Origin of the sequence: Streptomyces sp. LMG1-1-1.1, assembly GCF_040815545.1 — a bacterium.
GTDB lineage: Bacteria > Actinomycetota > Actinomycetes > Streptomycetales > Streptomycetaceae > Streptomyces.
On record NZ_JBFPNH010000065.1, the window covers coordinates 269,171 to 296,123 of the forward strand.

28 protein-coding genes are annotated in these 26,953 nt (G+C 72.7%); 23 read left to right on the plus strand and 5 right to left on the minus strand.

The window, feature by feature from the left end; all coding sequences use genetic code 11:
- The first annotated feature begins 63 nt into the window (after positions 1–63).
- The 3 genes from MRBLMG1_RS32435 (at position 64) to truA (ending at position 2,663) form a co-directional block, all read left to right on the plus strand.
- The gene (locus tag MRBLMG1_RS32435) at positions 64–1,086 is read left to right on the plus strand and encodes a DNA-directed RNA polymerase subunit alpha (protein WP_003966937.1); all 1,023 of its coding nucleotides are present in this window, start codon (positions 64–66) and stop codon (positions 1,084–1,086) included.
- Between the two features lie 172 nt (positions 1,087–1,258).
- Complete coding sequence (gene rplQ, locus MRBLMG1_RS32440; protein ID WP_017239591.1) at positions 1,259–1,723, plus strand: 50S ribosomal protein L17; 465 nt, start codon at positions 1,259–1,261, stop codon at positions 1,721–1,723.
- A gap of 82 nt (positions 1,724–1,805) precedes the next feature.
- Entirely contained in the window at positions 1,806–2,663 is an 858-nt protein-coding gene (gene truA, locus MRBLMG1_RS32445) for a tRNA pseudouridine(38-40) synthase TruA (RefSeq protein ID WP_367827710.1), read from the plus strand.
- Here the strand turns inward: truA and MRBLMG1_RS32450 are convergent.
- The gene (locus tag MRBLMG1_RS32450; protein ID WP_367827711.1) at positions 2,634–3,650 is read right to left on the minus strand and encodes a hypothetical protein; all 1,017 of its coding nucleotides are present in this window, start codon (positions 3,648–3,650) and stop codon (positions 2,634–2,636) included. The two genes, truA and MRBLMG1_RS32450, sit on opposite strands and share 30 nt — an antisense overlap.
- A 56-nt stretch (positions 3,651–3,706) precedes the next feature.
- On the opposite strand from MRBLMG1_RS32450, the gene MRBLMG1_RS32455 reads away from it, so the two are divergent.
- The 4 genes from MRBLMG1_RS32455 to glmM all read left to right on the plus strand — a co-directional run bounded on the left by MRBLMG1_RS32455 (position 3,707) and on the right by glmM (position 8,098).
- Positions 3,707–5,329, plus strand: coding sequence for an ABC-F family ATP-binding cassette domain-containing protein (locus MRBLMG1_RS32455; protein WP_414721690.1), 1,623 nt, complete (start codon positions 3,707–3,709; stop codon positions 5,327–5,329).
- Between the two features lie 294 nt (positions 5,330–5,623).
- Positions 5,624–6,067: a 50S ribosomal protein L13 gene (rplM, locus tag MRBLMG1_RS32460; RefSeq protein ID WP_189511777.1), complete on the plus strand. Its 444-nt coding sequence runs from the start codon at positions 5,624–5,626 to the stop codon at positions 6,065–6,067.
- 44 nt (positions 6,068–6,111) lie between these two features.
- Entirely contained in the window at positions 6,112–6,624 is a 513-nt protein-coding gene (gene rpsI / locus MRBLMG1_RS32465) for a 30S ribosomal protein S9 (protein WP_015035601.1), read from the plus strand.
- Positions 6,625–6,739: 115 nt separating this feature from the next.
- The gene (glmM, locus tag MRBLMG1_RS32470; RefSeq protein WP_367827713.1) at positions 6,740–8,098 is read left to right on the plus strand and encodes a phosphoglucosamine mutase; all 1,359 of its coding nucleotides are present in this window, start codon (positions 6,740–6,742) and stop codon (positions 8,096–8,098) included.
- 207 nt (positions 8,099–8,305) lie between these two features.
- On the opposite strand, the gene MRBLMG1_RS32475 is transcribed toward glmM, so the two are convergent.
- The gene (locus MRBLMG1_RS32475) at positions 8,306–9,256 is read right to left on the minus strand and encodes a DUF389 domain-containing protein (RefSeq protein ID WP_367827714.1); all 951 of its coding nucleotides are present in this window, start codon (positions 9,254–9,256) and stop codon (positions 8,306–8,308) included.
- 18 nt (positions 9,257–9,274) lie between these two features.
- Positions 9,275–10,297, minus strand: coding sequence for a type I pantothenate kinase (gene coaA / locus MRBLMG1_RS32480; RefSeq protein ID WP_367827715.1), 1,023 nt, complete (start codon positions 10,295–10,297; stop codon positions 9,275–9,277).
- A 185-nt stretch (positions 10,298–10,482) separates the two neighbouring features.
- Between coaA and MRBLMG1_RS32485 the strand changes: the two genes are divergently transcribed.
- Positions 10,483–11,253, plus strand: coding sequence for a hypothetical protein (locus tag MRBLMG1_RS32485; RefSeq protein WP_367827716.1), 771 nt, complete (start codon positions 10,483–10,485; stop codon positions 11,251–11,253).
- Here MRBLMG1_RS32485 and MRBLMG1_RS32490 read toward each other — a convergent pair.
- Positions 11,214–11,501: a hypothetical protein gene (locus MRBLMG1_RS32490; protein WP_367827717.1), complete on the minus strand. Its 288-nt coding sequence runs from the start codon at positions 11,499–11,501 to the stop codon at positions 11,214–11,216. The genes MRBLMG1_RS32485 and MRBLMG1_RS32490 overlap by 40 nt on opposite strands.
- A gap of 11 nt (positions 11,502–11,512) precedes the next feature.
- On the opposite strand from MRBLMG1_RS32490, the gene glmS reads away from it, so the two are divergent.
- The 8 genes from glmS to MRBLMG1_RS32530 all read left to right on the plus strand — a co-directional run bounded on the left by glmS (position 11,513) and on the right by MRBLMG1_RS32530 (position 20,749).
- Positions 11,513–13,360, plus strand: a complete 1,848-nt coding sequence (glmS, locus tag MRBLMG1_RS32495) for a glutamine--fructose-6-phosphate transaminase (isomerizing) (protein ID WP_367827718.1) — start codon at positions 11,513–11,515, stop codon at positions 13,358–13,360.
- An 8-nt stretch (positions 13,361–13,368) separates the two neighbouring features.
- Positions 13,369–13,737: a holo-ACP synthase gene (locus MRBLMG1_RS32500; RefSeq protein WP_367827719.1), complete on the plus strand. Its 369-nt coding sequence runs from the start codon at positions 13,369–13,371 to the stop codon at positions 13,735–13,737.
- A 416-nt stretch (positions 13,738–14,153) separates the two neighbouring features.
- The gene (locus MRBLMG1_RS32505; RefSeq protein WP_367827720.1) at positions 14,154–15,596 is read left to right on the plus strand and encodes an NAD(P)H-hydrate dehydratase; all 1,443 of its coding nucleotides are present in this window, start codon (positions 14,154–14,156) and stop codon (positions 15,594–15,596) included.
- A gap of 1,163 nt (positions 15,597–16,759) precedes the next feature.
- Positions 16,760–17,578, plus strand: coding sequence for a L,D-transpeptidase (locus tag MRBLMG1_RS32510; RefSeq protein WP_367827760.1), 819 nt, complete (start codon positions 16,760–16,762; stop codon positions 17,576–17,578).
- Between the two features lie 20 nt (positions 17,579–17,598).
- Positions 17,599–18,747 (plus strand): alanine racemase, encoded by a 1,149-nt coding sequence (gene alr, locus MRBLMG1_RS32515; protein ID WP_367827721.1) that lies wholly within the window; start codon positions 17,599–17,601, stop codon positions 18,745–18,747.
- 11 nt (positions 18,748–18,758) lie between these two features.
- Entirely contained in the window at positions 18,759–19,952 is a 1,194-nt protein-coding gene (locus tag MRBLMG1_RS32520; RefSeq protein WP_367827722.1) for an alpha/beta fold hydrolase, read from the plus strand.
- A 10-nt stretch (positions 19,953–19,962) separates the two neighbouring features.
- Complete coding sequence (gene tsaE / locus MRBLMG1_RS32525; RefSeq protein WP_367827723.1) at positions 19,963–20,463, plus strand: tRNA (adenosine(37)-N6)-threonylcarbamoyltransferase complex ATPase subunit type 1 TsaE; 501 nt, start codon at positions 19,963–19,965, stop codon at positions 20,461–20,463.
- Positions 20,464–20,587: 124 nt separating this feature from the next.
- Entirely contained in the window at positions 20,588–20,749 is a 162-nt protein-coding gene (locus MRBLMG1_RS32530; RefSeq protein ID WP_367827724.1) for a hypothetical protein, read from the plus strand.
- A 139-nt stretch (positions 20,750–20,888) separates the two neighbouring features.
- Here MRBLMG1_RS32530 and MRBLMG1_RS32535 read toward each other — a convergent pair whose 3' ends face one another.
- Complete coding sequence (locus MRBLMG1_RS32535) at positions 20,889–21,431, minus strand: L,D-transpeptidase (protein WP_367827761.1); 543 nt, start codon at positions 21,429–21,431, stop codon at positions 20,889–20,891.
- Positions 21,432–21,597: 166 nt separating this feature from the next.
- Between MRBLMG1_RS32535 and tsaB the strand changes: the two genes are divergently transcribed.
- The 7 genes from tsaB (at position 21,598) to MRBLMG1_RS32570 (ending at position 26,806) form a co-directional block, all read left to right on the plus strand.
- On the plus strand, positions 21,598–22,254 hold the full coding sequence (tsaB, locus tag MRBLMG1_RS32540; RefSeq protein WP_367827725.1) for a tRNA (adenosine(37)-N6)-threonylcarbamoyltransferase complex dimerization subunit type 1 TsaB: 657 nt from the start codon (positions 21,598–21,600) through the stop codon (positions 22,252–22,254).
- A 32-nt stretch (positions 22,255–22,286) separates the two neighbouring features.
- Complete coding sequence (gene rimI / locus MRBLMG1_RS32545) at positions 22,287–22,751, plus strand: ribosomal protein S18-alanine N-acetyltransferase (RefSeq protein WP_367827762.1); 465 nt, start codon at positions 22,287–22,289, stop codon at positions 22,749–22,751.
- Positions 22,751–23,860 carry a tRNA (adenosine(37)-N6)-threonylcarbamoyltransferase complex transferase subunit TsaD gene (tsaD, locus tag MRBLMG1_RS32550; protein ID WP_367827726.1) on the plus strand — a complete coding sequence of 370 codons (1,110 nt, stop codon included), beginning with the start codon at positions 22,751–22,753 and terminating at the stop codon, positions 23,858–23,860. Before rimI ends, tsaD begins: the two co-directional genes overlap by 1 nt.
- Complete coding sequence (locus MRBLMG1_RS32555; RefSeq protein ID WP_367827727.1) at positions 23,857–24,111, plus strand: hypothetical protein; 255 nt, start codon at positions 23,857–23,859, stop codon at positions 24,109–24,111. The genes tsaD and MRBLMG1_RS32555 overlap by 4 nt, the downstream gene beginning before the upstream one ends.
- A gap of 57 nt (positions 24,112–24,168) precedes the next feature.
- Positions 24,169–25,038: a polysaccharide deacetylase family protein gene (locus MRBLMG1_RS32560; RefSeq protein WP_367827728.1), complete on the plus strand. Its 870-nt coding sequence runs from the start codon at positions 24,169–24,171 to the stop codon at positions 25,036–25,038.
- Positions 25,039–25,137: 99 nt separating this feature from the next.
- Positions 25,138–25,503 (plus strand): YciI family protein, encoded by a 366-nt coding sequence (locus MRBLMG1_RS32565; protein ID WP_367827729.1) that lies wholly within the window; start codon positions 25,138–25,140, stop codon positions 25,501–25,503.
- Positions 25,504–25,564: 61 nt separating this feature from the next.
- On the plus strand, positions 25,565–26,806 hold the full coding sequence (locus MRBLMG1_RS32570; protein WP_414721692.1) for an RNA polymerase sigma factor: 1,242 nt from the start codon (positions 25,565–25,567) through the stop codon (positions 26,804–26,806).
- Positions 26,807–26,953: the final 147 nt, after the last annotated feature.

Sequence of the window (26,953 nt, forward strand, 5' to 3'; positions counted from 1 at the left end):
CAGTACAGAAGTGATCCGTCGGGCGTCAAATAGTGGGCGTCCACGACTGAAGGACAAAGAGACATGCTGATCGCTCAGCGTCCGTCGCTGACCGAAGAGGTCGTCGACGAGTTCCGCTCCCGGTTCGTGATCGAGCCGCTGGAGCCGGGCTTCGGTTACACCCTCGGCAACTCCCTCCGCCGTACCCTCCTCTCCTCGATCCCGGGTGCCGCTGTCACCAGCATCCGCATCGACGGTGTCCTGCACGAGTTCACCACCGTGCCGGGCGTCAAGGAGGACGTCACCGACCTCATCCTGAACATCAAGCAGCTGGTCGTCTCCTCGGAGCACGACGAGCCCGTCGTGATGTACCTGCGCAAGCAGGGCCCGGGTCTGGTCACCGCCGCCGACATCGCGCCCCCGGCCGGTGTCGAGGTGCACAACCCCGACCTCGTCCTCGCCACGCTCAACGGCAAGGGCAAGCTGGAGATGGAGCTGACCGTCGAGCGCGGTCGCGGCTACGTCTCCGCCGTGCAGAACAAGCAGGTGGGCCAGGAGATCGGCCGTATCCCGGTCGACTCCATCTACTCGCCGGTGCTCAAGGTCACGTACAAGGTCGAGGCGACCCGTGTCGAGCAGCGCACCGACTTCGACAAGCTGATCGTCGACGTCGAGACCAAGCAGGCCATGCGCCCGCGTGACGCCATGGCGTCCGCCGGCAAGACCCTGGTCGAGCTGTTCGGTCTGGCGCGCGAGCTCAACATCGACGCCGAGGGCATCGACATGGGCCCGTCCCCCACGGACGCCGCCCTTGCCGCCGACCTGGCGCTGCCGATCGAGGAGCTCGAGCTCACCGTTCGTTCGTACAACTGCCTCAAGCGCGAGGGCATCCACTCCGTGGGTGAGCTCGTGGCGCGTTCCGAGGCCGACCTGCTCGACATCCGCAACTTCGGTGCGAAGTCGATCGACGAGGTCAAGGCGAAGCTGGCCGGCATGGGCCTGGCCCTCAAGGACAGCCCGCCCGGATTCGACCCGACCGCCGCCGCCGACGCCTTCGGCGCCGACGACGACGCGGACGCCGGTTTCGTCGAGACCGAGCAGTACTGAGAGCTCGGGCCTCACGGTCCGTACCCGGGTGCGGGAACTGTGCTTGATCGCGCAGTTCCCCGCGCCCCTCTCCGGGCCCCTCACGGGGCCCGGATCTCCGACGGGTGACCGCCCGCTCGGACACTGACACCGGTACCTCATACGGCCGGTGCAGATCACAAGGAGAATCACCATGCCGCGTCCCGCGAAGGGTGCCCGCCTCGGCGGTTCCGCCGCGCACGAGAAGCTGCTGCTCGCCAACCTGGCGAAGTCGCTGTTCGAGCACGGCCGCATCACCACCACCGAGGCCAAGGCCCGTCGCCTGCGTCCGGTCGCCGAGCGCCTGATCACCAAGGCGAAGAAGGGCGACATCCACAACCGTCGCCTGGTGCTGCAGTCGATCACCGACAAGGGGATCGTCCACACCCTCTTCACCGAGATCGCCCCGCGTTACTCGGAGCGTCCGGGTGGCTACACCCGTATCACCAAGATCGGCAACCGTCGTGGCGACAACGCCCCGATGGCCGTGATCGAGCTGGTCGAGGGCGAGATCGCCAAGAAGGCGACCGTCGCCGAGGCCGAGGCCGCCACCGTGCGCGCCGTCAAGGAGGCCGACGCGGCCGCCGAGGCTCCGGCCGAGGAGTCGAAGGACGCGTAAGCGTTTTTCCGACGTTTCTCGTGAGCGGGCCCGTACCCCCTGGGGTGCGGGCCCGTTCCCGTGTGTTTGAGAGGATTTCCGCGTGAGCGATGACGTGCAGGACGGGTTCGTACGGGTACGCCTTGACCTTTCGTACGACGGCCGGGACTTCTCCGGCTGGGCCAAGCAGGCCCAGGGGCAGCGGACCGTGCAGGGGGACATCGAGGCGGCCCTGCGAACCGTGACCCGGTCCACGGAGACGTACGAGCTGACCGTCGCCGGCCGGACCGACGCGGGGGTGCACGCGCGCGGCCAGGTCGCGCACGTCGACCTGCCGGTGGAGCTGTGGGAGGAGCACCGGGACAAGCTGCTGCGGCGGCTCGCCGGGCGGCTCTCCCACGACGTCCGGGTGTGGAAGGTCGAGGAGGCGCCCGCCGGCTTCAACGCCCGGTTCTCCGCGATCTGGCGCCGGTACGCCTACCGGGTCACCGACAACCCCGGCGGCGTCGACCCGCTGCTGCGCGGGCACGTCCTGTGGCACGACTGGGCCCTCGACATGGACGCCATGAACGAGGCGGCCACCGCGCTCGTCGGCGAGCACGACTTCGCCGCGTACTGCAAGAAGCGCGAGGGCGCGACCACCATCCGCACGCTCCAGGTGCTGCGGTGGGAGCGGCGCGCCGACGGCATCCTGGAGGCGACCGTCAAGGCGGACGCCTTCTGCCACAACATGGTCCGCTCGCTGGTCGGCGCGATGCTGTTCGTCGGCGACGGGCACCGGCCGGTGGACTGGCCGGGCAAGGTGCTCGCCGCCGGGGTCCGGGACTCGTCCGTGCACGTCGTACGGCCGCACGGGCTGACGCTCGAAGAGGTCGGCTACCCGGCCGACGAGCTCCTGGCCGCCCGCAGCGTGGAGGCCAGGAACAAGCGGTCACTCCCGGGGAGCGCCGGCTGCTGCTGAGGCCTGGGAGCGGCCGCGGGCGTAGATCTGGTTGAAGGCGAAGGTGCCGAGGTCGTCGCTGGCCTGGAAGACGGGCGTGTCGGCCTTGGTGACCTTCTTGCCGTCGGCGAAACCGGCCTGGGTGAAGTACGCGTACCGGCCGATCGAGTTCGCGCGGCGCAGGCAGACCGTGGCGTGGCAGAAGTCACGCACGCCCGCGCCGACCAGCGGGGCGATGCCTCCGGTGGCCTGGCCCTTCGCCTTCAGGGCCGCGGCCTCGGACGGGAAGACGGCGACGCCGACGGTGATCGCGACGCCGTCCTTGACGTAGGTGGCGCGGAGCACGTGCTGGCAGCCGTTCTGCTTCAGGACGGTGCCGAGGCCGCCCTGGGTGACGGACGCGCAGTTCGTCGTGGCGGAGGTCGCGCCCTTCTTGTACGCGCGCTTGTTCATGGACATCTGCTTGCCCGGGAAGAGGCCGTCGGCGGTGAGCGGGGCCTTGTCCTTCTTCGGGTCCGAGATGTAGTCCATCGGGTTCGGCGGGGGCGGCGGCGCCACCGACGAGAACGTCGGCTCGGGGGTGGGCGTGCCGGTGGGGGAGACGGCGCCGGTGGGGCCCCCGCCGCCGTTCTTCGCCGTGTCGTTGCTCTTGTTCGTGGTCACGACGGCGGTGGCGACGATCGCACCCACCGCGAGCGTGGCCAGTGCCCCGCCGCCGATCAGCAGCCAGCGCTTGCGGCGGCTGCGGCTGGCGGAGGCGGCGGCGAGAGCGCCCCAGTCAGGGGTCTGACCGCCGCCCTGGGCGCCCGGGAAGGGATCCGGTGCGCCCGGGAAGGGGTTCGGCTGCCCGGCCGGCTGCCCGGCCGGCTGCCCTGTCGGCTGCCCGAAGCCCTGCGGGCCGCCGTACGGCTGCTGCGGTCCGTAGCCCGGCTGCTGCCCGTGCCCGGGCTGCTGTCCGTACCCCTGCTGCTGCGGCTCCTGCGGCCACTGCGGTCCCCCAAAGCTCATGCCGCGCATCCTAAACCGGTTGGGCGCAGCGGACGCGGGCGGCGACAATGCACCCCATGGGACATGTCGAGGCCGCGCATCTTGAGTACTACCTTCCGGACGGCAGGGTCCTCCTCGGGGACGCCTCCTTCCGGGTCGGGGAGGGCGCCGTCGTCGCCCTCGTCGGGGCCAACGGCGCCGGCAAGACCACACTGCTCCGGCTGATCGCCGGGGAGCTCCAGCCGCACGGCGGCACCGTCACCGTCAGCGGCGGACTCGGCGTGATGCCGCAGTTCGTCGGCTCCGTGCGGGACGAGTCCACCGTCCGCGACCTGCTGGTCTCGGTCGCCCAGCCCCGGATCCGCGAGGCCGCGAAGGCGGTCGACGCGGCCGAGCACCTGATCATGACCGTCGACGACGAGGCCGCGCAGATGAAGTACGCGCAGGCCCTCAGCGACTGGGCCGAGGTGCAGGGCTACGAGGCGGAGACCGTCTGGGACATCTGCACCATGGCCGCGCTCGGCATGCCGTACGAGAAGGCCCAGTTCCGGCAGGTGCGGACGCTCTCCGGCGGCGAGCAGAAGCGGCTCGTCCTGGAGTCGCTGCTGCGCGGCCCCGACGAGGTGCTGCTCCTCGACGAGCCGGACAACTACCTCGACGTGCCCGGCAAGCGGTGGCTGGAGGAGCGGCTGCGGGAGACCCGCAAGACCGTGCTCTTCATCTCCCACGACCGGGAGCTGCTCTCCCGGGGCGCGCAGAAGATCGTCGCGGTCGAGCCCGGCCCGGCCGGCTCGGACGTGTGGGTGCACGGCGGGGGCTTCGACACCTTTCACGAGGCGCGCCGGGAGCGGTTCGCCCGCTTCGAGGAGCTGAAGCGGCGCTGGGAGGAGAAGCACGCCCAGCTGAAGAAGCTGGTCCTCAACCTGCGGCAGGCGGCGGCGGTCAGCCACGACATGGCCTCGCGGTACGCGGCGGCCCAGACCCGGCTGCGGAAGTTCGAGGAGGCGGGTCCGCCGCCGGAGCCGCCGCGCGAGCAGGACATCAAGATGCGGCTGCGCGGCGGCCGTACCGGCGTGCGTGCCGTGACCTGCGAGAACCTTGAGCTGACCGGCCTGATGAAGCCGTTCTCGCTGGAGATCTTCTACGGGGAGCGGGTCGGCGTCCTCGGCTCGAACGGCTCCGGCAAGTCGCACTTCCTGCGGCTGCTCGCGGGGGACCCCTCGGTCGCCCACACGGGCACGTGGAAGCTCGGCGCGCGGGTCGTGCCGGGGCACTTCGCGCAGACCCACGCCCACCCGGAACTGGCCGGGCGGCCGCTCGTCGACATCCTGTGGACGGAGCACGCCAAGGACCGGGGCGGGGCCATGTCGGTCCTGCGGCGGTACGAGCTGGAGCGCCAGGGCGACCAGCCCTTCGACAAGCTCTCGGGCGGCCAGCAGGCCCGCTTCCAGATCCTGCTCCTGGAGCTCGCGGGGACGACGGCCCTCCTCCTCGACGAGCCGACGGACAACCTCGACCTGGAGTCGGCGGAGGCCCTCCAGGACGGCCTGGAGTCGTACGACGGGACCGTGATGGCCGTCACCCACGACCGGTGGTTCGCGAAGAGCTTCGACCGGTTCCTGGTCTTCGGCTCGGACGGGGTCGTACGCGAGACGACCGAGCCGGTGTGGGACGAGCGGCGGGTCGATCGGGCGCGGTGACCTCGTGCGGTCGGCGGTCGGCGGGGGCGTCGGGCTGGGACGAGCGGCGGGTCGATCGGGCCCGCTGACCTGCTGTCTCGCGGCGTTTTGACCCGTCGGGGGTGGCGCGGGTACTGTTGCGGTTTGTTATGCGTATTGGCTTCGTGGTTCTCACGCGAGCGGCCCTTACGCAGGTTCCCTGGAGCAGTTACCAGTGGCTCGCATACGGGCGGTGTCCCGGCAGTGCAGGCCCCAGCTGCATGATCGCTTCAGGTGTGTCTGGACTCCATCCACTGAAGAAGCGAAGGCTACGAAGTGCGTACGTACAGCCCCAAGCCCGGCGATGTCACTCGCCAGTGGCACATCATCGACGCGCAGGACATCGTCCTGGGCCGTCTGGCGACGACGGCTGCGAACCTCCTGCGAGGCAAGCACAAGCCCGTCTACGCGCCCCACATGGACATGGGCGACTTCGTCATCATCATCAATGCTGACAAGGTCCACCTGTCCGGCAACAAGAAGACCCAGAAGCTGGCCTACCGCCACTCCGGCTTCCCGGGTGGTCTGCGCTCCGTCCGCTACGACGAGCTGCTGGCCAAGAACCCCGAGAAGGCCGTCGAGAAGGCCATCAAGGGCATGATCCCCAAGAACACCCTGGGCCGTCAGATGATCTCGAAGCTGAAGGTCTACGCGGGCGAGAACCACCCGCACGCTGCGCAGCAGCCGGTTCCGTTCGAGATCACCCAGGTCGCGCAGTAGTTCCGGCCACACCCCCTAAGAACGAAAGAAATCTGAGGAGAATCGTGGCCGAGACCACCCCCGAAACCCCCGTCGACGAGTTCGAGGGCGTTGAGGAGTACACCACCGAGACCGAGCTCGTCGAGGGTGAGTACACCTCCGAGTCGCTCGCGTCCCGCTTCGGCGACCCGCAGCCGGCCGCCGGCCTGGGCCGTCGCAAGAACGCCATCGCCCGCGTCCGGATCGTTCCGGGCACCGGCAAGTGGAAGATCAACGGTCGCACCCTTGAGGACTACTTCCCCAACAAGGTGCACCAGCAGGAAGTCAACGAGCCCTTCAAGGTGCTCGAGCTCGACAACCGCTACGACGTCATCGCCCGCATCGCGGGTGGCGGTGTCTCCGGCCAGGCCGGCGCCCTGCGCCTCGGTGTGGCCCGTGCGCTGAACGAGGCGGACGTCGAGAACAACCGCCCGGCGCTGAAGAAGGCCGGCTTCCTCTCCCGCGACGACCGTGCGGTCGAGCGCAAGAAGGCCGGTCTCAAGAAGGCCCGTAAGGCCCCGCAGTACAGCAAGCGTTAATCGCCTGCTCGGACTGTTTGTCGTACGCCCCGGCGGCACTGCCCGTGCCGTCGGGGCGTACGTTTTTTCATAACCTCTTTCATCAGCTTGGGCACGTATTTCTCGGAGGACAGCTGTGGGACGACTCTTCGGCACGGACGGCGTACGCGGCGTCGCCAACGCGGATCTGACGGCGGAGCTCGCGCTCGGCCTCTCGGTGGCGGCGGCGCACGTGCTGGCAGAGGCGGGCACCTTCGAGGGGCACCGGCCGACCGCCGTCGTCGGCCGTGACCCCCGCGCCTCCGGAGAGTTCCTCGAGGCCGCCGTCGTGGCCGGACTCGCCAGCGCCGGCGTCGACGTGCTGCGCGTCGGCGTGCTGCCCACCCCGGCCGTGGCCCACCTGACCGGCGTCCTCGGCGCCGACCTCGGCGTGATGCTCTCCGCCAGCCACAACGCCATGCCCGACAACGGCATCAAGTTCTTCGCGCGCGGCGGCCACAAGCTCGCCGACGACCTCGAGGACAAGATCGAGGCCGTGTACGAGGAGCACCGCACCGGCGCCCCCTGGGAGCGCCCGACCGGTGCCGGCGTCGGCCGGGTGCGCGACTACGACGAGGGCTTCGAGACGTACGTCTCCCACCTGATCTCCGTCCTGCCCAACCGGCTCGACGGCCTCAAGATCGTCCTCGACGAGGCCCACGGCGCCGCCGCCCGCGTCTCGCCCGAGGCCTTCACCCGGGCCGGCGCCCAGGTCGTCACCATCGGCGCCCAGCCCGACGGCCTCAACATCAACGACGGTTGCGGCTCCACCCACCTGGGCCTGCTCCGCGCGGCCGTCGTCGAGCACGGCGCCGACCTGGGCATCGCCCACGACGGCGACGCCGACCGCTGCCTCGCCGTGGACGCCGCGGGCGACGAGGTCGACGGCGACCAGATCCTCGCCGTCCTCTCCCTCGCCATGCGCGAGGCCGGCACGCTCCGCGGCGACACCGTCGTCGCGACCGTCATGTCGAACCTGGGCTTCAAGCTCGCCATGGAGCGCGAGGGCCTCAACCTCGTCCAGACCGCGGTCGGCGACCGCTACGTCCTGGAGTCCATGAAGGAGAACGACTACGCGCTCGGCGGCGAGCAGTCCGGGCACGTCATCGTGCTCGACCACGCCACCACCGGTGACGGCACCCTCACCGGCCTGATGCTGGCCGCCCGCGTCGCGGCCACCGGCAAGTCCCTCGCGGACCTCGCCGGCGTGATGGAGCGGCTGCCGCAGATCCTCATCAACGTCAAGGACGTCGACAAGTCGCGGGTGACCACCTCCGGCGAACTCGCCGCTGCCGTCACCGAGGCCGAGCGCGAGCTGGGCTCCACCGGCCGCGTCCTGCTGCGCTCCTCCGGCACCGAGCCGCTGGTCCGCGTCATGGTCGAGGCCGCCGACATCGAGCAGGCCCGCGCGGTCGCGCAGCGCCTCGCAGACGTCGTGAAGTCCGCGCTGGGCTAACCTTTCTGAGGCACCGTCATGCATGCGTGTGAGGGCCCGCCGCACCGGACTCCGGTGCGGCGGGCCCTTTCGTACGTGGGGCTCCGGCCGTTCGTGCGGGGAGCCCCCGGGGGTTCGTGCGAGGGGCCCCCGGCCGTTCGTGCGAGGAGTCCCCGGCCCTTCGCACGTGGGGCCCCGGCCGTTCGTACGGGGAGCCCCCGGTCGGGGTCAGCCCCTCCGCAGTCGGCGCTTGAGGCGCCCGCGCTGGGTCCGCCACAGCCGCTGCTGAAGGGACAGGGTCGCGGTACCCGCCAGCATGATCCCCAGCAGGTTGAGCAGCAGCTGCCCGATCGACCCGCCCATCTGCCCGAGCTCGCCGTAGCCCAGCGCCACCGCGGCGTTCGCCGCCGCCGGGACCGTCGTCACCGAGATCGCCACGCCCACCAGGGCGCCCGACTTGGACGAGGTCAGGGACAGGGTGCCGGCCGCTCCCGCGAGGAGCGCCACCACGAAGGAGAACAGGTCGGGCTGCCAGATGAAGCTGGTCTGCGGACGGTCCGCGTCGAGCATGGACTGGCTGAACAGGTCCAGCCAGTCCATGAGCAGACTGAACAAGGTCGTCGCCAGGATCGCCGTCGCGAAGCCGATGAGCAGCGCCGTCAGCGAACGGGCCGCCAGCCTGGGCGCCCGCTGCACGATGGCCGTGCACACCCCGGCGAGCGGGCCGAACTCCGGGCCGACCGCCATGGCGCCCACGATCAGGATCGCGTTGTCCAGGACGACGCCACAGGCCGCGATCATCGTCGCGAGCCCCATGAAGGACAGATAGGTGAAGGAGAGCGTCGACTCCTCGTGGGTCGCCTCCGCCAGCTGCTCCCAGATCACGGCGTCCGCGCCCTCGCCCGGAGCCTCCTCCTCGGCCGTGTCCGCCCGCGTGGACATCGACAGGTCGATGGTCTCCACCGCGATCGACCCGTCCTGATCGATCCTCATGTCGCGGAGCCCGTGCAGCAGTTCGTCCGCCGACTCCCGCGCCATGTCGCACATGACCAGGTCGCCGACCGGGTCCCTCGCCGCGCCCGGCAGCACCACGAGATGCGTGGTGCCGACCGTCGCCTCGATCAGCTCGACCGCGGCCTTGGTCCGGTCCGTCGGGACGATCATCCGCAAATGCAACATCCCCCGAGCTTACGGATGTCAGAGCTTCCGGAGGCTCAGCCGCTGCACCTTGTGGTCCGGTCCCTTCCGGACCACGAGCGTCGCGCGGCCGCGGGTCGGAGCCACGTTCTCCAGCAGGTTGACCTTGTTGATGGTCCGCCACATGGTGCGGGCGTAGTCGAGTGCCTCCTCCTCGGAGACCTGGGTGTAGCGCTGGAAGTACGAGGACGGGTTCTGGAACGCGGTGTCCCGGAGCTTGCGGAAGCGGTTGAGGTACCACCGCTCGATGTCCTCCGCCCGCGCGTCCACGTACACCGAGAAGTCGAAGTAGTCGGCGAGACCCACCCGGGTGCGGCCGTCCTTGCCGGGCAGGGCCGGCTGGAGGACGTTCAGCCCCTCCACGATGAGGATGTCGGGGCGGCGGACGACCAGCCGCTCGCCGGGCACCCGGTCGTAGATCAGGTGCGAGTAGACCGGGGCCGTGACCTCCTCCTTGCCCGCCTTGATGTCCGCGACGAACCGGGTCAGCGCCCGGCGGTCGTACGACTCGGGGAAGCCCTTCCGGGACATCAGGCCGCGCGCCTTCAGCTCCTCCATCGGGTAGAGGAAGGCGTCCGTCGTCACCAGCTCCACCCGCGGGTGCTCCGGCCAGCGGGCGAGCAGCGCCTGGAGGAGGCGGGAGACCGTCGACTTGCCGACGGCCACCGAACCGGCGACCCCTATGACGAACGGGGTGCCCCGCTGCTCGGCGCTCTCGCCGAGGAAGGTGTTGAGGGCGCCGCGCAGGCCGCTGGTCGCCTGCACGTACAGGTTGAGCAGCCGGGACAGCGGCAGATAGACGTCCCGGACCTCGTCGAGGTCGATGACGTCGCCCAGGCCGCGCAGCCGCTCGACCTCGTCGGCGGTCAGCGGCAGGGGCGTCTTGTCGCGGAGGTCGCTCCACTCGGCCCGGGTGAAGTCGACGTACGGGGTCGCCTCGGACGGCCGGCGGGAGCTGGTGCCGCTCCCGGTGCCGTTGCGGGGACCGTCTCCGTTGGAGCTTCGTGGCGGCGAAGTGATCACCCCGCCATTGTCGGGGGTCGCGGGCGTCCGTGGGCCGTGGGGTCGGTCACGCGACAAATGCCGTTGTCCGACCTCTCCTCTAGGGTGATCATGCTGATGCCGCGTGGGCTCGTGCGCTTCACGCGGGGGGAGCCGCCACGGGGCGGCACGAAGCCACCACGAAGAGAAGCCGAGAGCCACCTCAGATGCGTACGCCCATCCGAAGCACCGCCGTCGCCGTCACCGCCGTCTCCCTCGCCCTGCTCGTCACCGCGTGCGGCGGCGGGGGGAAGAGCGACGACGCCAAGGACGTCGGCAAGACCGCCGCGCCCAGCGCCACCGCCTCCGCCACCAGCGAGCCCCCGGCCGAGGCGCTCACCGCCGCCGAGCTGGACGAGCTCATCGTCGAGCAGGCGGACCTGCCCGGCTACCAGGTGCAGAAGGCCAAGGCCGCGGACCTCGTGAAGTCCGACGCCGTCTCCACCGACAAGCCCTCCTGCAAGCCGATCGCCGACGGCATGTCGTCCGTCGCCGCCGGGAAGGCGGCCGTGTCCGCCCAGCGCAAGGCCATCGAGGTGCCCAAGGCCGGAGGCGCCACGGCCTCGCCCGCGGACGCCCTCGGCGCGCTCTCCGCCCCGGTCACCAGCGTGACGCTCGGCTCGTACGACGGACAGGGCGCCCAGGAGGCCTTCGCCTCCTACAAGACCGCCGCCACCGACTGCGCCGGCGGCTTCACCCTCATCGGCGGCGGCGAGAAGACGAAGATCACGAAGGTCGCGCCGGAGACGGTGTCCGCGGGCGACGAGGCGCTCGCCTGGACGATCACCACCGACATGGACGGCGAACCGTTCGTCACCAAGCTCGTCGTCCTCCGCAAGGGCAACACGCTGGCCTCCTTCTCCACCCTCAGCCTCGGCGGCACCGTCAAGGCGCTGCCTCAGGCCGTGATCGACGCGCAGGCCACGAAGCTCGGCTGAGAGCTGGTACCGAGGTCGGGCGAGGCGGTGGCGGGGTCGACCGCCGGGTCGGCCGGACCGGTGCCGGGGTGGGCCGCCGAGGTCGGTCGACCCGGTACGGGGGTGAGGGCGACGAGCTCGGTCGACCCGGTGCCGGTGTCGGCCGCCGAGTCGGCCGGTCCCGGTTCCGGCGGCCGGTCCGGAGAGCGGCGCGACACGGTCGTCGACGCGTGCCGCCCGACTCCGGCCGGTGGGCCCGGTTCGGCCATAGGCTGCCGCCATGTGCGGAATCGTGGGATATGCCGGCGGGCAGTCGGCACTTGATGTGGTGGTCGCGGGCCTCAAGAGGCTCGAATACCGGGGCTACGACTCGGCCGGTGTCGCCGTGCTCTCCGACGGGGGGCTGGCCGCGGCCAAGAAGGCGGGCAAGCTCGTCAACCTGGAGAAAGAGCTCGTGGAGCGGCCGCTGGCCGGCGGCTCCGTCGGCATCGGACACACCCGCTGGGCCACCCACGGCGGGCCGACCGACGCCAACGCGCACCCCCACCTGGACAACGCCGGGCGCGTCGCCGTCGTCCACAACGGCATCATCGAGAACTTCGCCGCCCTGCGGGAGGAACTCGCCGAGCGCGGCCACGACCTGCGCTCCGAGACGGACACCGAGGTCGTCGCCCACCTCCTCGCCGAGGAGTTCTCCTCCGCCGGAGACCTCGCCGAGGCCATGCGGCTCGTGTGCCGCCGCCTCGACGGGGCGTTCACCCTGGTCGCCGTCCACGCCGACCAGCCGGACGTGGTCGTCGGCGCCCGCCGCAACTCGCCCCTCGTCGTCGGCGTCGGCGAGGGCGAGAACTTCCTCGCCTCCGACGTGTCCGCCTTCATCGCCCACACCCGCTCGGCGATCGAACTCGGCCAGGACCAGGTCGTCGAACTCACCCGCGACGGCGTCACCGTCACCGACTTCGACGGCTCGCCCGCCGACGTACGGGCCTACCACGTCGACTGGGACGCCTCCGCCGCCGAGAAGGGCGGCTACGACTACTTCATGCTCAAGGAGATCGCCGAGCAGCCCAAGGCCGTCGCCGACACCCTCCTCGGACGGATCGACACCACCGGCCGGCTCACCCTCGACGAGGTGCGCATCCCGGCCGCCGTCCTCCGCGAAGCCGACAAGGTCGTCATCATCGCGTGCGGCACCGCCTTCCACGCCGGGATGATCGCCAAGTACGCCATCGAGCACTGGACCCGGATCCCCTGCGAGGTCGAGCTCGCCAGCGAGTTCCGCTACCGCGACCCGATCCTCGGCCAGCGCACCCTGGTCATCGCGATCTCCCAGTCCGGCGAGACCATGGACACCCTGATGGCGCTCCGGCACGCCCGCGAACAGGGCGCGAAGGTGCTCGCCGTCTGCAACACCAACGGCTCGACCATCCCGCGCGAATCCGACGCCGTGCTCTACACCCACGCCGGACCCGAGGTCGCCGTCGCGTCGACGAAGGCCTTCCTCACCCAGCTCGTCGCCTGCTACCTCCTCGCGCTCTACCTCGGGCAGGTACGCGGCACCAAGTGGGGCGACGAGATCCACGCCGTCGTCCGCGAGCTCGCCCGCATCGGAGACGAGGTCGAACGCGTCCTGGAGACGATGGAACCCGTCCGGGCCCTCGCCCGCTCGCTCGCCCACAAGGACACCGTCCTCTTCCTCGGCCGGCACGTCGGCTACCCGGTGGCCCTGGAAGGCGCCCTCAAGCTCAAGGAACTCGCGTACATGCACGCCGAGGGCTTCGCCGCGGGAGAGCTCAAGCACGGACCGATCGCGCTCATCGAGGAGGACCTCCCCGTCGTCGTGGTCGTCCCCTCGCCCAAGGGCCGCTCCGTCCTCCACGACAAGATCGTCTCCAACATCCAGGAGATCCGCGCCCGCGGCGCCCGCACCATCGTCATCGCGGAAGAAGGGGACGAAGCGGTCGTCCCGTACGCCGACCACCTCATCCGCATCCCGGCCACGCCTACGCTGCTCCAGCCGCTGGTCTCCACGGTGCCGCTCCAGGTCTTCGCCTGCGAGCTCGCCACCGCGCGGGGCAACGAGGTGGACCAGCCGCGCAACCTGGCCAAATCAGTGACCGTGGAGTGAGGTAACACATGATCATCGGGGTGGGGATCGACGTGGCGGAGATCGACCGCTTCGCCGTCTCGATCGAGCGCACGCCCGGGCTGCTCCAACGCCTCTTCGTCGAGCGCGAAATGCTGCTCCCGAGCGGCGAACGGCGCGGCCCCGCCTCGCTCGCGGTGCGGTTCGCCGCGAAAGAGGCCCTGGCGAAAGCGCTCGGAGCACCCGGCGGACTCCTCTGGACGGACGCCGAGGTGTACGTCGAAGGCACCGGGCAACCCCGCCTTCGGGTCCGCGGAACCGTCGCCGCACGCGCCGCCGAGCTGGGCGTGAAGAACTGGCACGTCTCCCTCAGCCACGACGCCGGCGTCGCCTCGGCGGTGGTCATCGCCGAGGCCTGACCGAAGCGGGCAGCCGCGCCTGACTCCTTTCGGGTACGGGGCGGGGCCTCGGTGCTCGTACGGGTCGGGGCCCGGCTGCCGGAGGGCGGCCGGGCCTTTCGTGTGGGGGGGCGGTTGTCCGGTGGGGGGCGGGGTGAGGGCGTGGCCCCGCCGTGCGGGTCCGGGGCCCGTCGTCGGCGGGCGGGCCTTGGTGTGTGGGTGCGGGAGCTCGGTGGGGCGGAGGCGTCGGGGCCTCGCCCCCACACGGAAGGTTGCCGGGCCTTCGGGGTGTGAGGCGGTTGTCCGGTGGGGGCGGGGTGGGGCGTGGCCCTGGCGTGTGGGTCGGGGATCGCGTCGGGTTCCGGGCCTTCGGTGTGTGGGGCGGGGCTCGCGTCGGGTTCCGGGCGGGGGCAGGGGGACTGCGGCAGACTGCGGGCATGCGAACCGCTCACCGCGCCGAGACCGTACGGGCCGCCGAAGCCGCCCTCAAGGCCCGCCTGCCGGAGGGCGCGCTGATGCAGCGGGCCGCCGCCGGACTCGCCGCCGCCTGCTGCTCCCTGCTCGGCAAGGGACGCGTGTACGGGGCCCGGGTCGTCCTGCTCGTCGGCAGCGGCGACAACGGCGGCGACGCGCTGTACGCCGGCGCACGGCTCGCCCGGCGCGGAGCAGGCGTCACGGCCGTCCTGCTCGGCACGCGCGCCCACCCCGGCGGACTCGCGGCCCTCCGCGCCGCCGGCGGGCGGATCGCCGACGACCCCTTCGACGCGCTCGCCGTCGCCGACCTCGTCCTCGACGGCATCACCGGCATCGGCGGACGCGGCGGACTCCGGCCCGACGCCGTCCCCGTCGCCCGCGCCGCCCGCGGCTCGGGCGCCGTCGTCGTCGCCGTCGACCTCCCCTCCGGCGTCGACGCCGACAGCGGAGAGGTCACCGGAGAGGCGCTGCGCGCCGACGCGACGATCACCTTCGGCACGTACAAGCCCGGACTGCTCGTCGACCCGGCACGCGAGTACGCCGGGGCGCTCCGGCTCGTCGACATCGGCCTCGCCCCGGTCCTCCCCGGCGTGCCCGACGTCGAGGCGCTCCAACACCAGGACGTGGCGTGGCTGCTGCCCGCCCCCGGCGCCGAGAGCGACAAGTACCGGCGCGGGGTCCTCGGCGTCGTCGCCGGCTCCGCCCGCTACCCCGGCGCGGCGGTCCTCGCCGTCGCCGGGGCGCTGAGGGGCGGTGCCGGCGCCGTCCGGTACGTCGGACCCGCGGCCGACGCGGTCATCGCCGCCCACCCCGAGACCCTCGTCCACGCCGGGCCCCCCGCGAAGGCAGGACGGGTCCAGGCCTGGGTCGTCGGCCCCGGACTCGGCGACGCGCCCTCCCTCGTCACCGAGGTCCTCGCCTCCGACGTACCCGTCCTCGTCGACGCCGACGGGCTGCGCGGGCTCGACCCCGCGGCCGTACGGGCCCGCACCGCCCCCACCCTCCTCACCCCGCACGCGGGAGAGGCGGCGGCGCTGCTCGGCGTCGCGCGCGAGGCCGTCGAGGCGGGGAGGCTCGCCGCCGTCCGCGAACTGGCGGCACGCTTCGGCGCGACGGTCCTCCTCAAGGGCTCCACGACCCTGGTGTCCGGGCCCGACGGCGGCCCCGTACGGGTCAACCCGACCGGCACCCCCTGGCTCGCCACCGCCGGCAGCGGCGACGTCCTCTCCGGCCTCGCCGGCTCCCTCCTCGCCGCCGGCCTCCCCGCCCTCGACGCGGGCTCCTGCGGGGCCTACCTCCACGGCCTCGCCGCGCGCCGGGCCTTCCCCGGCGGCGCCCCCCTCACCGCGACCCAGGTCGCGGACTCCCTCCCCACCGCCTGGCACGACGTCACGACGCCCTCCTAGCCCCCGCCTTCGATTCCCCCCACCCCACCCCTTCCCGAAACCCTGCCGGGGGCCGCTGCGGGTGAAGCTGAGCAAATTCCCGGGGGCTGCGCCCCCGGGCCCCCTTTGGGGCTGTGCCCCCGGGCCCCCCTTTGGGGCTGTGCCCCCGGGCCCCCCTTTGGGGCTGTGCCCCCGGGCCCCCCTTTGGGGCTGCGCCCCCGGGGGGCTGTTGCGCCGGCTTCGCGGCGCGTCGCGGGGCGGTGCTTGCGAGGCCTCTCTGGGGCTGTGCCCTCGGGCCCCTCGGCGTCGGCTTCGCGGCGCGGTTACGGGTCGACCCCCGGGGCTCCTCTGGGGCTGTGTCGTCCTCGGGCCCCTCTGCGCTGGCTTCGCGGCGCGGGCACGGGGCGGCGCCGGGCCGCCGCCGCGGCTGTGCCCTGGCGCCGTCTCGGCTGCGGGGCGGTTGTGCCCCGGCCTTGGCACGCGCCCGCGTCCTGCACTCGGAGCGGCTGTGACCCCACCTTGCCCCGCCCGGGGCGCGGTTGCGCCCCGCCCTCGTCCCCCGCTTCCGCGCGGTTGCGCCTCGCCTTCGCCTTCGCCTCGCTTCCCGCGCGGCTGCGCTCGGCCTCACCCCCGCCCGCGTCCTGCACTCGGTGCGGCTGTGGCCCCACCTTGCCCCGCCCGAGGCGCGTGCCCTGCCCTGGCCTTGTCCCCGCCCGCGCGGCGCTTGCGCCCTGGCCTCCCCCTCCCGCCGGGCTGCGCGCCGCCCTTGTCCCGGCTGCGCTCCGGCTTCGTCCGGCACTCCGCGCGGCTGCGCTCCGGCTTCGTCCGGCACTCCGCGCGGCTGCGCTCCGGCTTCGTCCGGCACTCCGCGCGGCTGCGCTCCGGCTTCGTCCCGCACTCCGCGCGGCTGCGCCTCCGGTCTAGCTCCCCGCCCGCGGCGCCTCTGCGCCCCGCCCGGGGCGCGCCCCCGTCCCGCCCCCGGCTCCCGCCCCGCCTCTGGCGCTCCCGCCCCCGCCCCCGCCTCCGGCGCGGCTGCGCCAGGCGGCGGAGTGGGCGGGGTGGGGGTACGGGGTGGCCCGGTTGGTGGAAATTGTTGGGCCAGGGGTGGGGTTGGGCGCGCTGGGGGAGCGGGGTGGGGATTGGGTGGGTGGGTGATCAATTGGAGAAGTGGGTCGGTGGCGGTGGTGTTGGTGGTGGCGGCTTCGCTGGGGGGTGGGGCGGTGGCGGCGGAGGTGCCGGAGCCGGGGGAGGTCTTGGTGCCGGGGGTGGTGGGTGGGGGGAGGGCGGAGTATCCGATGGATACGCCGGACCAGGTGTTGCCGCCGTTGCAGCCGGAGGGGGAGGTGCCGGTGCCGGAGCCGGAGGAGGAGGAGGGGGAGGGGGCGGTGGAGTGGGTGCCGCGGAGTGCGGTGGCGGAGGCGTGTACGGCGCGGACGGGGACGTATCAGCGGCGGGTGGAGCGGCTGCTGGGGCTGAGGGTGGACGGGCGGCAGTCGGTGGGGGACTGCAGGGCGATCAGGGCGTTCCAGGTGAGGGAGAAGATCAAGCCGGCGAGCGGGTACGCGGGGCCGGTGACGTGGGCGCGGGCGGAGTTGCTGGCGGCGCGGAAGTCGCTGGACCCGGGGAAGCGGTGTCCGGTGAAGAAGTACGTGGTGGCGTGCGTGGACCTGGACCGGCAGCTGATGTGGGTGCAGAAGGGGAAGAAGGTGACGTACTCGGTGGTGAACGTCCGGAGCGGGCGTGTCGGGTACGCCACGAGGACGGGCTGGCACGACGTGTACTGGCGGCACAGGAACCACTGGTCGACGATCTACGACACGCCGATGCCGTTCGCGCAGTTCTTCAGCGGCGGGCAGGCGTTCCACGCGGTGTACGGGCAGCTCGCCACGCCGACGGGGAGTCGGGGATGCGTGAATCTGAGCTACCGGAACGCGGAGAAACTGTGGGGGGTGCTCCGCAAGGGTGACAGGGTCTACATCTGGGGGAAGCGGCCCGGTAGCTGACACCTGAGAGACTGGGCGCGATGACTGAGACACCGCCGCCCCGCAGAGCCCGCGCCGAGATCGACCTTGGCGCGCTGCGTGCGAACGTCCGCACGCTGCGCGCCCGTGTCGCGCCCCATGTCCGGATCATGGCCGTGGTGAAGGCCGACGCGTACGGACACGGCGCGCTGCGCTGCGCCCGCGCGGCCCTGGACGCGGGCGCGGAGTGGCTGGGGACGGCGACTCCGCAGGAGGCGCTGGCGCTGCGGGCGGCGGGGATCACGGACGTGCCGGTGATGTGCTGGCTGTGGACCCCGGGGGACCCCTGGGACCAGGGCGTCGAGGCGGGCCTGGACATGTCCGTGAGCGGGATGTGGGCGCTGCGGGAGGTCGTGGCGGCCGCGGAGGCGGTCGGCAAGCGCGCGCGTGTCCAGCTGAAGGCCGACACCGGTCTGGGGCGGAACGGGTGCCAGCCGGCCGACTGGCCCGAGCTCGTCACGGAGGCGCTGAAGGCGGAGGCGCAGGGGCTGGTGAAGGTGACCGGGCTCTGGTCGCACTTCGCGTGTGCCGACGAGCCGCACCATCCGTCGATCGCGGCTCAGCTGGACGTGTTCCGTTCGATGCTCGACTTCGCGGAGAAGGCGGGTGTCGAGCCCGAGGTCCGGCACATCGCGAACTCGCCGGCCACGCTGACGCTGCCCGAGACGCATTTCGACCTCGTGCGCCCCGGCATCGCGATGTACGGCGTGTCGCCGAGTCCCGAGCTGGGGACCTCCGCCGAGCTGGGGCTGCGGCCGGTGATGTCGCTGAAGGGGAGCGTCGCGCTGGTCAAGCGGGTGCCGGCCGGGCACGGGGTGAGTTACGGGCACCACTACGTGACCTCGGAGGAGACGACGCTCGGCCTGATCCCGCTGGGGTACGCGGACGGGGTTCCGCGGCACGCCTCGGGTCGGGGGCCGGTCCTCGTCGGGGACCGGGTGCGCACGGTCGCCGGGCGGGTCGCCATGGACCAGTTCGTGGTCGACCTGGGCGGCGACAGCCCCGAGCCGGGCACCGAGGCGGTGCTGTTCGGGTCCGGGGAGCGGGGCGAGCCGACCGCGGAGGACTGGGCGGTGGCGGCCGACACCATCGCGTACGAGATCGTGACCCGTATCGGCGCGCGCGTACCGCGTGTCTATCTGGGCGAGTAAGAGGGGGCGGCGTGGGCGAGTCGAGGAGCTGGCGGCGGGCCGGGTTCGCCGGGGCCGCGATAGGTGTCCTCGCCGCCGGTGCGGCGGCGGGGGTGGCCGTCGAGCGGTTGACCGTCGGCCGTTCCGTACGGGAGAAGGCGCGGCTCGCGCTGGACGCCACCGGCCCGTACGGCGGGCTGCGCGGCACTCCGGGCAGGGTCTCCGCGGACGACGGGACGGTGCTGTACTACGAGGTGGACGAGGTCGAGCCGGATCCGTCGTCCGGTCGTCGCAGGCGGCTCTTCGGGCGGAAGGAACCCGCCCCGGTGACCGTCGTGTTCAGTCACGGGTACTGCCTCAACCAGGACTCCTGGCACTTCCAGCGGGCGGCGCTGCGCGGTCTCGTCCGGAGCGTGCACTGGGACCAGCGCAGCCACGGCCGCTCCGGGCAGGGGGTCTCCCAGGCCGGTCCCGGCGGGGTGCCCGTCTCCATCGACCGGCTGGGCCGTGATCTGAAGGCGGTGCTCGACGCGGCCGCGCCCGAGGGCCCGCTGGTGCTGGTGGGGCATTCGATGGGCGGCATGACGGTGATGGCGCTCGCCGAGCGGTATCCGGAGCTGATCCGCGACCGGGTGGTGGGCGTCGCCTTCGTCGGCACGTCGGCGGGGAAGCTGGGCGAGGTGTCGTACGGGCTGCCGATCGCGGGGGTCAACGCCGTCCGGCGGGTCCTGCCAGGGGTGCTCCGGGCGCTCGGGTCGCAGGCGGAGCTGGTCGAGCGGGGACGCCGGGCGACCGCCGACCTGTTCGCCGGGCTGATCAAGAAGTACTCGTTCTCGTCGAGGGACGTGGATCCGGCGGTGGTCCGGTTCGCGGAGCGGATGATCGAGTCGACGCCGATCGACGTGGTCGCCGCCTTCTATCCGGCGTTCGCCGAGCACGACAAGTCGGCCGCCCTCGCCGCCTTCCACGACCTTCCCGCGCTCGCCCTCGCCGGCGACAACGACCTGGTGACGCCCAGTTCCCACACCGAGGCCATCGGCGACCTCCTGCCGGACGCCGAACTGGTGATCGTTCCCGACGCGGGGCACCTGGTGATGCTGGAGCACCCCGAGGTGGTCACCGACCGGCTGGCCGACCTCCTGGTGCGGGCGGGTGCCGTGCCGGAGCCGGATGCGCGGGCGACGGCGACGACGGCCGTGACGAGGACGGACGGCCGCAAGGGCTAAGTTGGCGGGTATGGAAGCAGCGCACCCGCCCGTGTCCGGCGCGACCCTCTCGGTCGACTCCCCCCAGCAGATGCAGGAACTGGGCCGCCGGCTCGCGAAGATCCTCCGTCCCGGGGACCTCGTCATGCTCACCGGCGAGCTCGGCGCCGGGAAGACCACGCTCACCCGGGGCCTCGGCGAGGGGCTCGGGGTGCGGGGCGCGGTCACGTCCCCGACGTTCGTCATCGCCCGGGTCCATCCGTCGCTGGTCGGCGGCCCGGCCCTGGTGCACGTGGACGCGTACCGCCTCGGCGGGGGGCTGGACGAGATGGAGGACCTGGATCTCGACGTCTCGCTGCCCGAGTCGGTGGTGGTCGTCGAGTGGGGCGACGGCAAGGTCGAGGAGCTGACCGACGACCGGCTCCACCTGCTGATCCACCGGGTGACCGGCGACACCGACGACGACCGGCGGACGGTCGTGCTGCGCGGGATCGGGGCGCGCTGGGCCGACGAGGAGCTGGGCGCGCTCTGAGCGGCCGCGGCCGCCGGTACGTAGGTTCCGACAACGTGTCGGGAAGGTGTTGCGTGGGTCGTACGCGCCGTGGTCACATGGATGCACGAGCTGGTTAGGTGTACCTAACCTACGGGAGGCATGCATGGCGACGCCCGAGCGCGCGGAACCCGGCCGGGACCACGTACCGATGAGTGAGCTGCTGGCGTCCTGCGCCGCCGCACGGGCCCTCTCCACCCCGCCGCGGCCCCGGCCCGAGGAAGACGAAGAGGCGCCGGAACCGGTCGTGCGGGACGAGGCGGCGTGAGGCTGCCTGAGGCGGTCTGAGGCTGTCTGAGGCGGTCTGGGTCCCGCTCCTGCGGATCGCGGCCGGGGACGCCGGCAGCGCGGTGCTTCAGTCGGCGGCGACGACGGTCATGCCGATCACCGCGAAGGCGCGCGGCGCCTCAGGCGACGACGACGACCTTCGCGCCGATCACCGCGAAGGTCCACAGCGCGTCGCCGTCGGCGCGCTTCATGCGGACGCCGCCGGTCTTCTTCGTCGGGTCCGGGGTCGGCGTCGAGCCGTCCACCGCCGCGCTGAAGCCGATCGCCACGTCCTGGTTGCTCGCGAAGCGCACCACGTGCTCGATCTGCACGCCGTCCGAACCGCGGACCGAACCCGAGCGCGAGGTCACCTTGTACGCCCCCGGCAGCGGGTCGACCGTGCTCGGCATCACGGAGAACGTACGGGTCGCCTTTCCCTTGCCGTCGACCAGCCACACCCGGCGGTCGGCCAGCGCGTACACCACCCGCTCGCCGGTGCCGGAGTTCGCCGGCACCGCCAGCGGGTCGGCGGCGGGCTTCCTCGCGCCGCCGCTCGGCGAGACGGACGGGACGGCGGTGCCGGAGGTACGGGGCTTCGCCGACAGGTCGGAGGGGGCGCTCGCCGAGGCCTGGTAGGCGAGGAACGCGACCGCGGCGACGGCCGCCGCCGTGAGCCCGGCCACGAATCCCGAGCTGCTCCGTGCCACCGTGCCCACCTCTCGTACGAACGTATCGAAGGGTGACGGTAGCAGCCGCGGGACCGAGGTCCGGGGCGCCGTGCCCGGGGCGGCACCCGGCCGGGCCCGGGCGGCGGGGCGGCACCCGGCCCGGGAGCCGTAGGCTGTTCGCGTGCTGTTGCTCGCCATGGATACCGCCACCCCCGCCGTCACCGTCGCCCTGCACGACGGCGACGCCGTCGTCGCCTCGTCGAGCCAGGTCGACGCCCGCCGCCACGGGGAGCTGCTGATGCCCGCCGTCGACCGGGTCCTCAAGGAGGCCGGTCTCAAGCTCGACGCGGTCACCGGGATCGTCGTCGGCGTCGGCCCCGGCCCGTACACCGGACTGCGCGTCGGCCTCGTCACGGCCGCGGCGTTCTCCTCCGCGCTCGGCGTGCCGGTGCACGGACTGTGCACCCTCGACGGCCTCGCGTACGCCGCCGGGTTCGACGAGCCCTTCGCCGTCGCCACCGACGCGCGGCGCAAGGAGGTCTACTGGGCGCGGTACGACGACTCCCGTACCCGGGTGACCGACGCGGCCGTCGACCGGCCCGCCGACATCGCCGAGCGGCTGGCCGGCCTCCCGGTCGTCGGCGCGGGCGCCCGCCTCTACCCCGACGCCTTCCCCGACGCCCGCGACCCCGAGCACCAGTCGGCGGCCGCGCTCGCCGGGCTCGCGGCGGAGCGGCTGGCCGCGGGCGGGGACGGCTTCCTCGACCCGCTGCCGATGTACCTGCGGCGCCCCGACGCGCAGGTGCCGAAGAACTACAAGGTGGTCACCCCCAAGTGACCGCCGCCGTGACCGGGGCCGTGCTGCGCGGGATGCGCTGGTGGGACATCGAGACGGTGCTCGCCCTCGAAGCCGAGCTGTTCCCCGAGGACGCCTGGTCGGAGGGGATGTTCTGGTCCGAGCTCGCGCACGCCAGGGGTCCGCGGGCCACCCGTCACTACATCGTCGCGGAGGACCCGGCCGACGGCCGTCTCGTCGGGTACGCCGGGCTCGCCGCCGCCGGCGGACTCGGCGACGTGCAGACGATCGCCGTCTCCCGCGACCAGTGGGGCACGGGCCTCGGCGCCCGGCTCCTCACCGACCTGCTCAAGGAAGCCACCGCCTTCGAGTGCGAGGAGGTCCTCCTCGAAGTGCGCGTGGACAACACCCGGGCCCAGAAGCTCTACGAGCGCTTCGGCTTCGAGCCCATCGGTTTCCGGCGCGGCTACTACCAGCCGGGCAATGTCGACGCGCTCGTGATGCGACTGATCGTTCAAGGAACTGGGACTGAGATCTGATGGCTGCTGACGAACCGCTGGTACTCGGCATCGAGACGTCCTGCGACGAGACCGGCGTCGGCATCGTGCACGGCACCACCCTCCTCGCGGACGCCGTCGCCTCCAGCGTCGACACCCACGCCCGCTTCGGCGGCGTCGTGCCCGAGATCGCCTCCCGCGCCCACCTGGAGGCGATGGTCCCGACGATCGAGCGCGCCCTGAAGACGGCCGGGATCTCCGCGAAGGACCTCGACGGCATCGCCGTCACCGCGGGCCCCGGCCTCGCGGGCGCGCTGCTCGTCGGCGTCTCGGCGGCCAAGGCGTACGCGTACGCCCTCGGCAAGCCGCTCTACGGCGTCAACCACCTGGCCTCGCACATCTGCGTCGACCAGCTGGAGCACGGCAAGCTGCCCGAGCCGACGATGGCCCTGCTGGTCTCCGGCGGCCACTCCTCACTGCTGCTCTCCTCGGACATCACCTCCGACGTGCGGCCGATGGGCGCCACCATCGACGACGCGGCCGGCGAGGCCTTCGACAAGATCGCCCGCGTCCTCGACCTGGGCTTCCCCGGCGGCCCGGTCATCGACCGGCTCGCCAAGGAGGGCGACCCCGCGGCCATCGCGTTCCCGCGCGGTCTGAGCGGCTCCCGCGACCCCGCGTACGACTTCTCCTTCTCCGGCCTCAAGACCGCGGTCGCCCGCTGGATCGAGGCGAAGCGGGCGGCCGGCGAGGACGTGCCCGTACGGGACGTGGCCGCGTCCTTCCAGGAGGCGGTCGTCGACGTGCTCACCCGCAAGGCCGTCCGGGCCTGCAAGGACGAGGGCGTCGACCACCTGATGATCGGCGGCGGCGTCGCCGCCAACTCGCGGCTGCGGGCCCTCGCCCAGGAGCGCTGCGAGCGGGCCGGCATCCGGCTGCGGGTGCCCCGGCCGGGCCTGTGCACCGACAACGGCGCGATGGTCGCCGCCCTCGGCTCCGAGATGGTCGCCCGCAACCGGCCGGCCTCCGACCTGGAGCTGTCGGCGGACTCGTCCCTGCCGGTGACCGACCCGCACGTCCCCGGGGCGCACGGCCACGACCACTCCCACGACCACGTGCACGAGGTCAGCAAGGAGAACCTGTACTCGTGAGGCTCACCCTCATGTGGGAGGCGCGGGCCGCCCGGGGCCGGGGCGCCGAGCTCCTGGAGTGGGCGCGGGCGCAGGTCCTCGTCCGCGAGCCGGTCCGCCGGGAGATCCTCCGGGCGCCCCAGGACCGGGTCCTCGTCCTCACCTGGTGGGAGGCGGACGCCTTCGACGCCGAACTCCCCGAGCTGCCGGAGCCGGACGCGGAGCTGATCACCCGTCCGGTCCACCGCTGGCGCTTCGAATCGATCGAATAGGCGACAAGCGAGCGAAAGGAGAGCAACCTTTCGACTCCGGCGGGCATCCCACAGCTCGTGAAGAAGACGATCACGCTGTGGGCGGTGCTGACCGCCGTCGTCCTCCTGGTGACCGGCTGCGCGGCGCAGGACCCCGCCACCGCACCGGTACCCGAACGGGCGACCGAACCCGCGACCCCGCCGGCGGACGCGCCCACCGCGGGGCACGGGGCGCCCGAAGCGCCCGCGGCCCCGGGGGCCGCCGCTGCCGCCGCGTACCGGAAATGGGGCCTGAAGCCCTTCCCGGCCGCGCCCGCGCCGCCCGCGGCCAAGCCGGTCGCACGCCGGCCCGGCGACCCCGTCCCGGTCATCAGCGAGATCCCCACCACCGAGAGGATCGTGTTCCTCACGATCGACGACGGGGCCGAGAAGGACCCCGGGTTCGTCACGATGATGGACGAGCTCAAGGTCCCCTTCACGATGTTCCTGACCGACTCCGCCATCCGCGCCGACTACGGGTACTTCACCCCGCTCGCCGCCCAGGGCCACGGCGTCGCCAACCACACCCTCACCCACCCGAACCTGCGGACCCTCTCCCAGGACGCCCAGCGCCGGGAGATCTGCGGCCAGCAGGAGCAGCTGGCACGGCGGTACGGCACGACCCCCCGCCTCTTCCGCCCGCCCTACGGCAACTGGAACGAGGCCACGCGCGCGGCGGCCGGACAGTGCGGCGTCGACGCGATCGTCCTGTGGCGCGAGTCCATGCAGATCAAGAACATGCAGTACCAGCGCGGCGACCGGAAGCTCCACCCCGGCGACATCATCCTGGCCCACTTCCGCGGCCCGTCCGAGCTCAAGGGCCGCACGATGACCGAGATGACGGCCACCATGCTGCGCCGCATCCAGGAGCAGGGCTTCACGGTGGCCCGCCTGGAGGACTACGTCTGAGATTCCCCCGGGCGCGGTGTCGATGCGGGCGACGCCCGTTCGACGTATGAGTGAGAGGCGGGGAACAGCCCCCGCCACCCGCACCACCGAGGAGTCCTCATGCCCCGCTTCCTGTCCCTCGTCCGCATCGAGGAGAACACCATCGACATGGAGAGCGCCGACCCCGGCTTCGAGGCGCGGATGGGCGCGCTCTTCGAGGAGATCAACAAGGCCGGCGCCATGCTGGACACGGCGGGGCTCAAGCCGACCGCCGAGGCCACCCGGATCACCTGGTCGGACGGGAGCCTGTCGTACACCGACGGTCCTTTCACCGAGACCAAGGAGGTCGTCGGCGGCTACGCCATGCTCCAGTGCAAGGACATGGCCGAGGCCGTCGAGTGGGGGAAGCGCTTCCTCGCCGTCCACCCGCCGCACTGGAAGGTCGGCCTCGAGGTCCGCGAGGTCGAGGAGATGCCGGGCGCCTGACGCGCGGTGTGCTGTCATGTGAGCCGTGACGGTGCAGAGCACGCTGGAGACGGTCTTCCGGATGGAGTCCGCGCGGATCATCGCGACGGTCGCGCGGATCGTCCGCGACGTCGGCATCGCCGAGGAGATCGCCCAGGACGCGCTCGTCTCCGCCCTTGAGCAGTGGCCGAGGTCAGGCGTCCCGGAACGGCCGGGCGCCTGGCTCACGGCCACCGCCAAGCACCGCGCCGTCGACCTGGTGCGGCGGCGCGAGACGTACGCCCGGAAGCTCGCCGAGGTGGGCAGGGAGCTCCCGGAGGAGTCGTACGACCCGGAGCCCCCGGGCCCCGGCGACATCGACGACGACGTCCTGCGGCTGATCTTCACCGCCTGCCATCCGGTGCTCTCCGCCGGGGCGCGGGCCGCGCTGACGCTGCGGCTCGTCGGCGGGCTCCGCACGGACGAGATCGCCCGCGCCTTCCTCGTGCCGGAGGCGACCGTCGCGGCCCGGATCACCCGTGCCAAGCGGACGCTCGCGAAGGCGGGCGTCGAGTTCGAGGTGCCGTACGGGGAGGAGCGGGCGGCCCGCCTCGGCTCGGTCCTCGAAGTCGTCTACCTGATCTTCAACGAGGGGTACGCGGCCACCGCGGGAGACGACCTGCTGCGGCCCGGCCTGTGCGAGGACGCGCTGCGGCTCTCCCGGGTGCTCGCCGCCCTCGTGCCGGCGGAGGGCGAGGCGCAGGGCCTCGCCGCGCTCCTGGAGCTCCAGGCGTCCCGGACGGCGGCCCGCACCGGACCCGACGGGCGGCCGGTGCTGCTCGCCGAGCAGAACCGGCGGCGCTGGGACCGGCTGCTGATCCGGCGCGGGTTCGCCGCCCTGGAGAGGGCCGGGGACGGGCGCTCCTACGGGCCGTACGCCCTCCAGGCCGCCATCGCCGCCTGCCACGCGCGGGCGGCCTCGTACGAGGAGACGGACTGGGCGACGATCGCCGCGCTCTACGGGCGGCTCGGCGCCCTCGCACCCTCGCCGGTCGTCGAACTGAACCGCGCCGTCGCCGTGTCGATGACCGAGGGCCCGGCCGCCGCCCTCCCGATCGTCGACGCCCTCGCCGCCGAACCGGCCCTGTCCCGCTACCACTTGCTCCCCAGCGTCCGCGGCGACCTGCTGGCCCGCCTCGGCCGGACCGCGGAGGCCCGCGCCGAGTTCGAGCGGGCCGCGGCCCTCACCAGGAACGAGAGCGAGCGGGGGCTGCTGAGGGCGCGGGCGGGGGAGTTGGGGGACGGGGACGCGGGGGAGCGGAGCGCGGGGGATCCGGAGGGCTAGGGGCCAGGGGAGCCGGATGTCCAGGGCTCCGGGGGCTGGGGCCAGGGGGCTCGGGGGAGTCGGACGCGGGGGCTTCGGGCGGTCGGAGGGGCTCGGAGGTGGGAGGCCCGTCGTCGGGTCGGGACCGTGACGCTTAGGGTGCTCGGC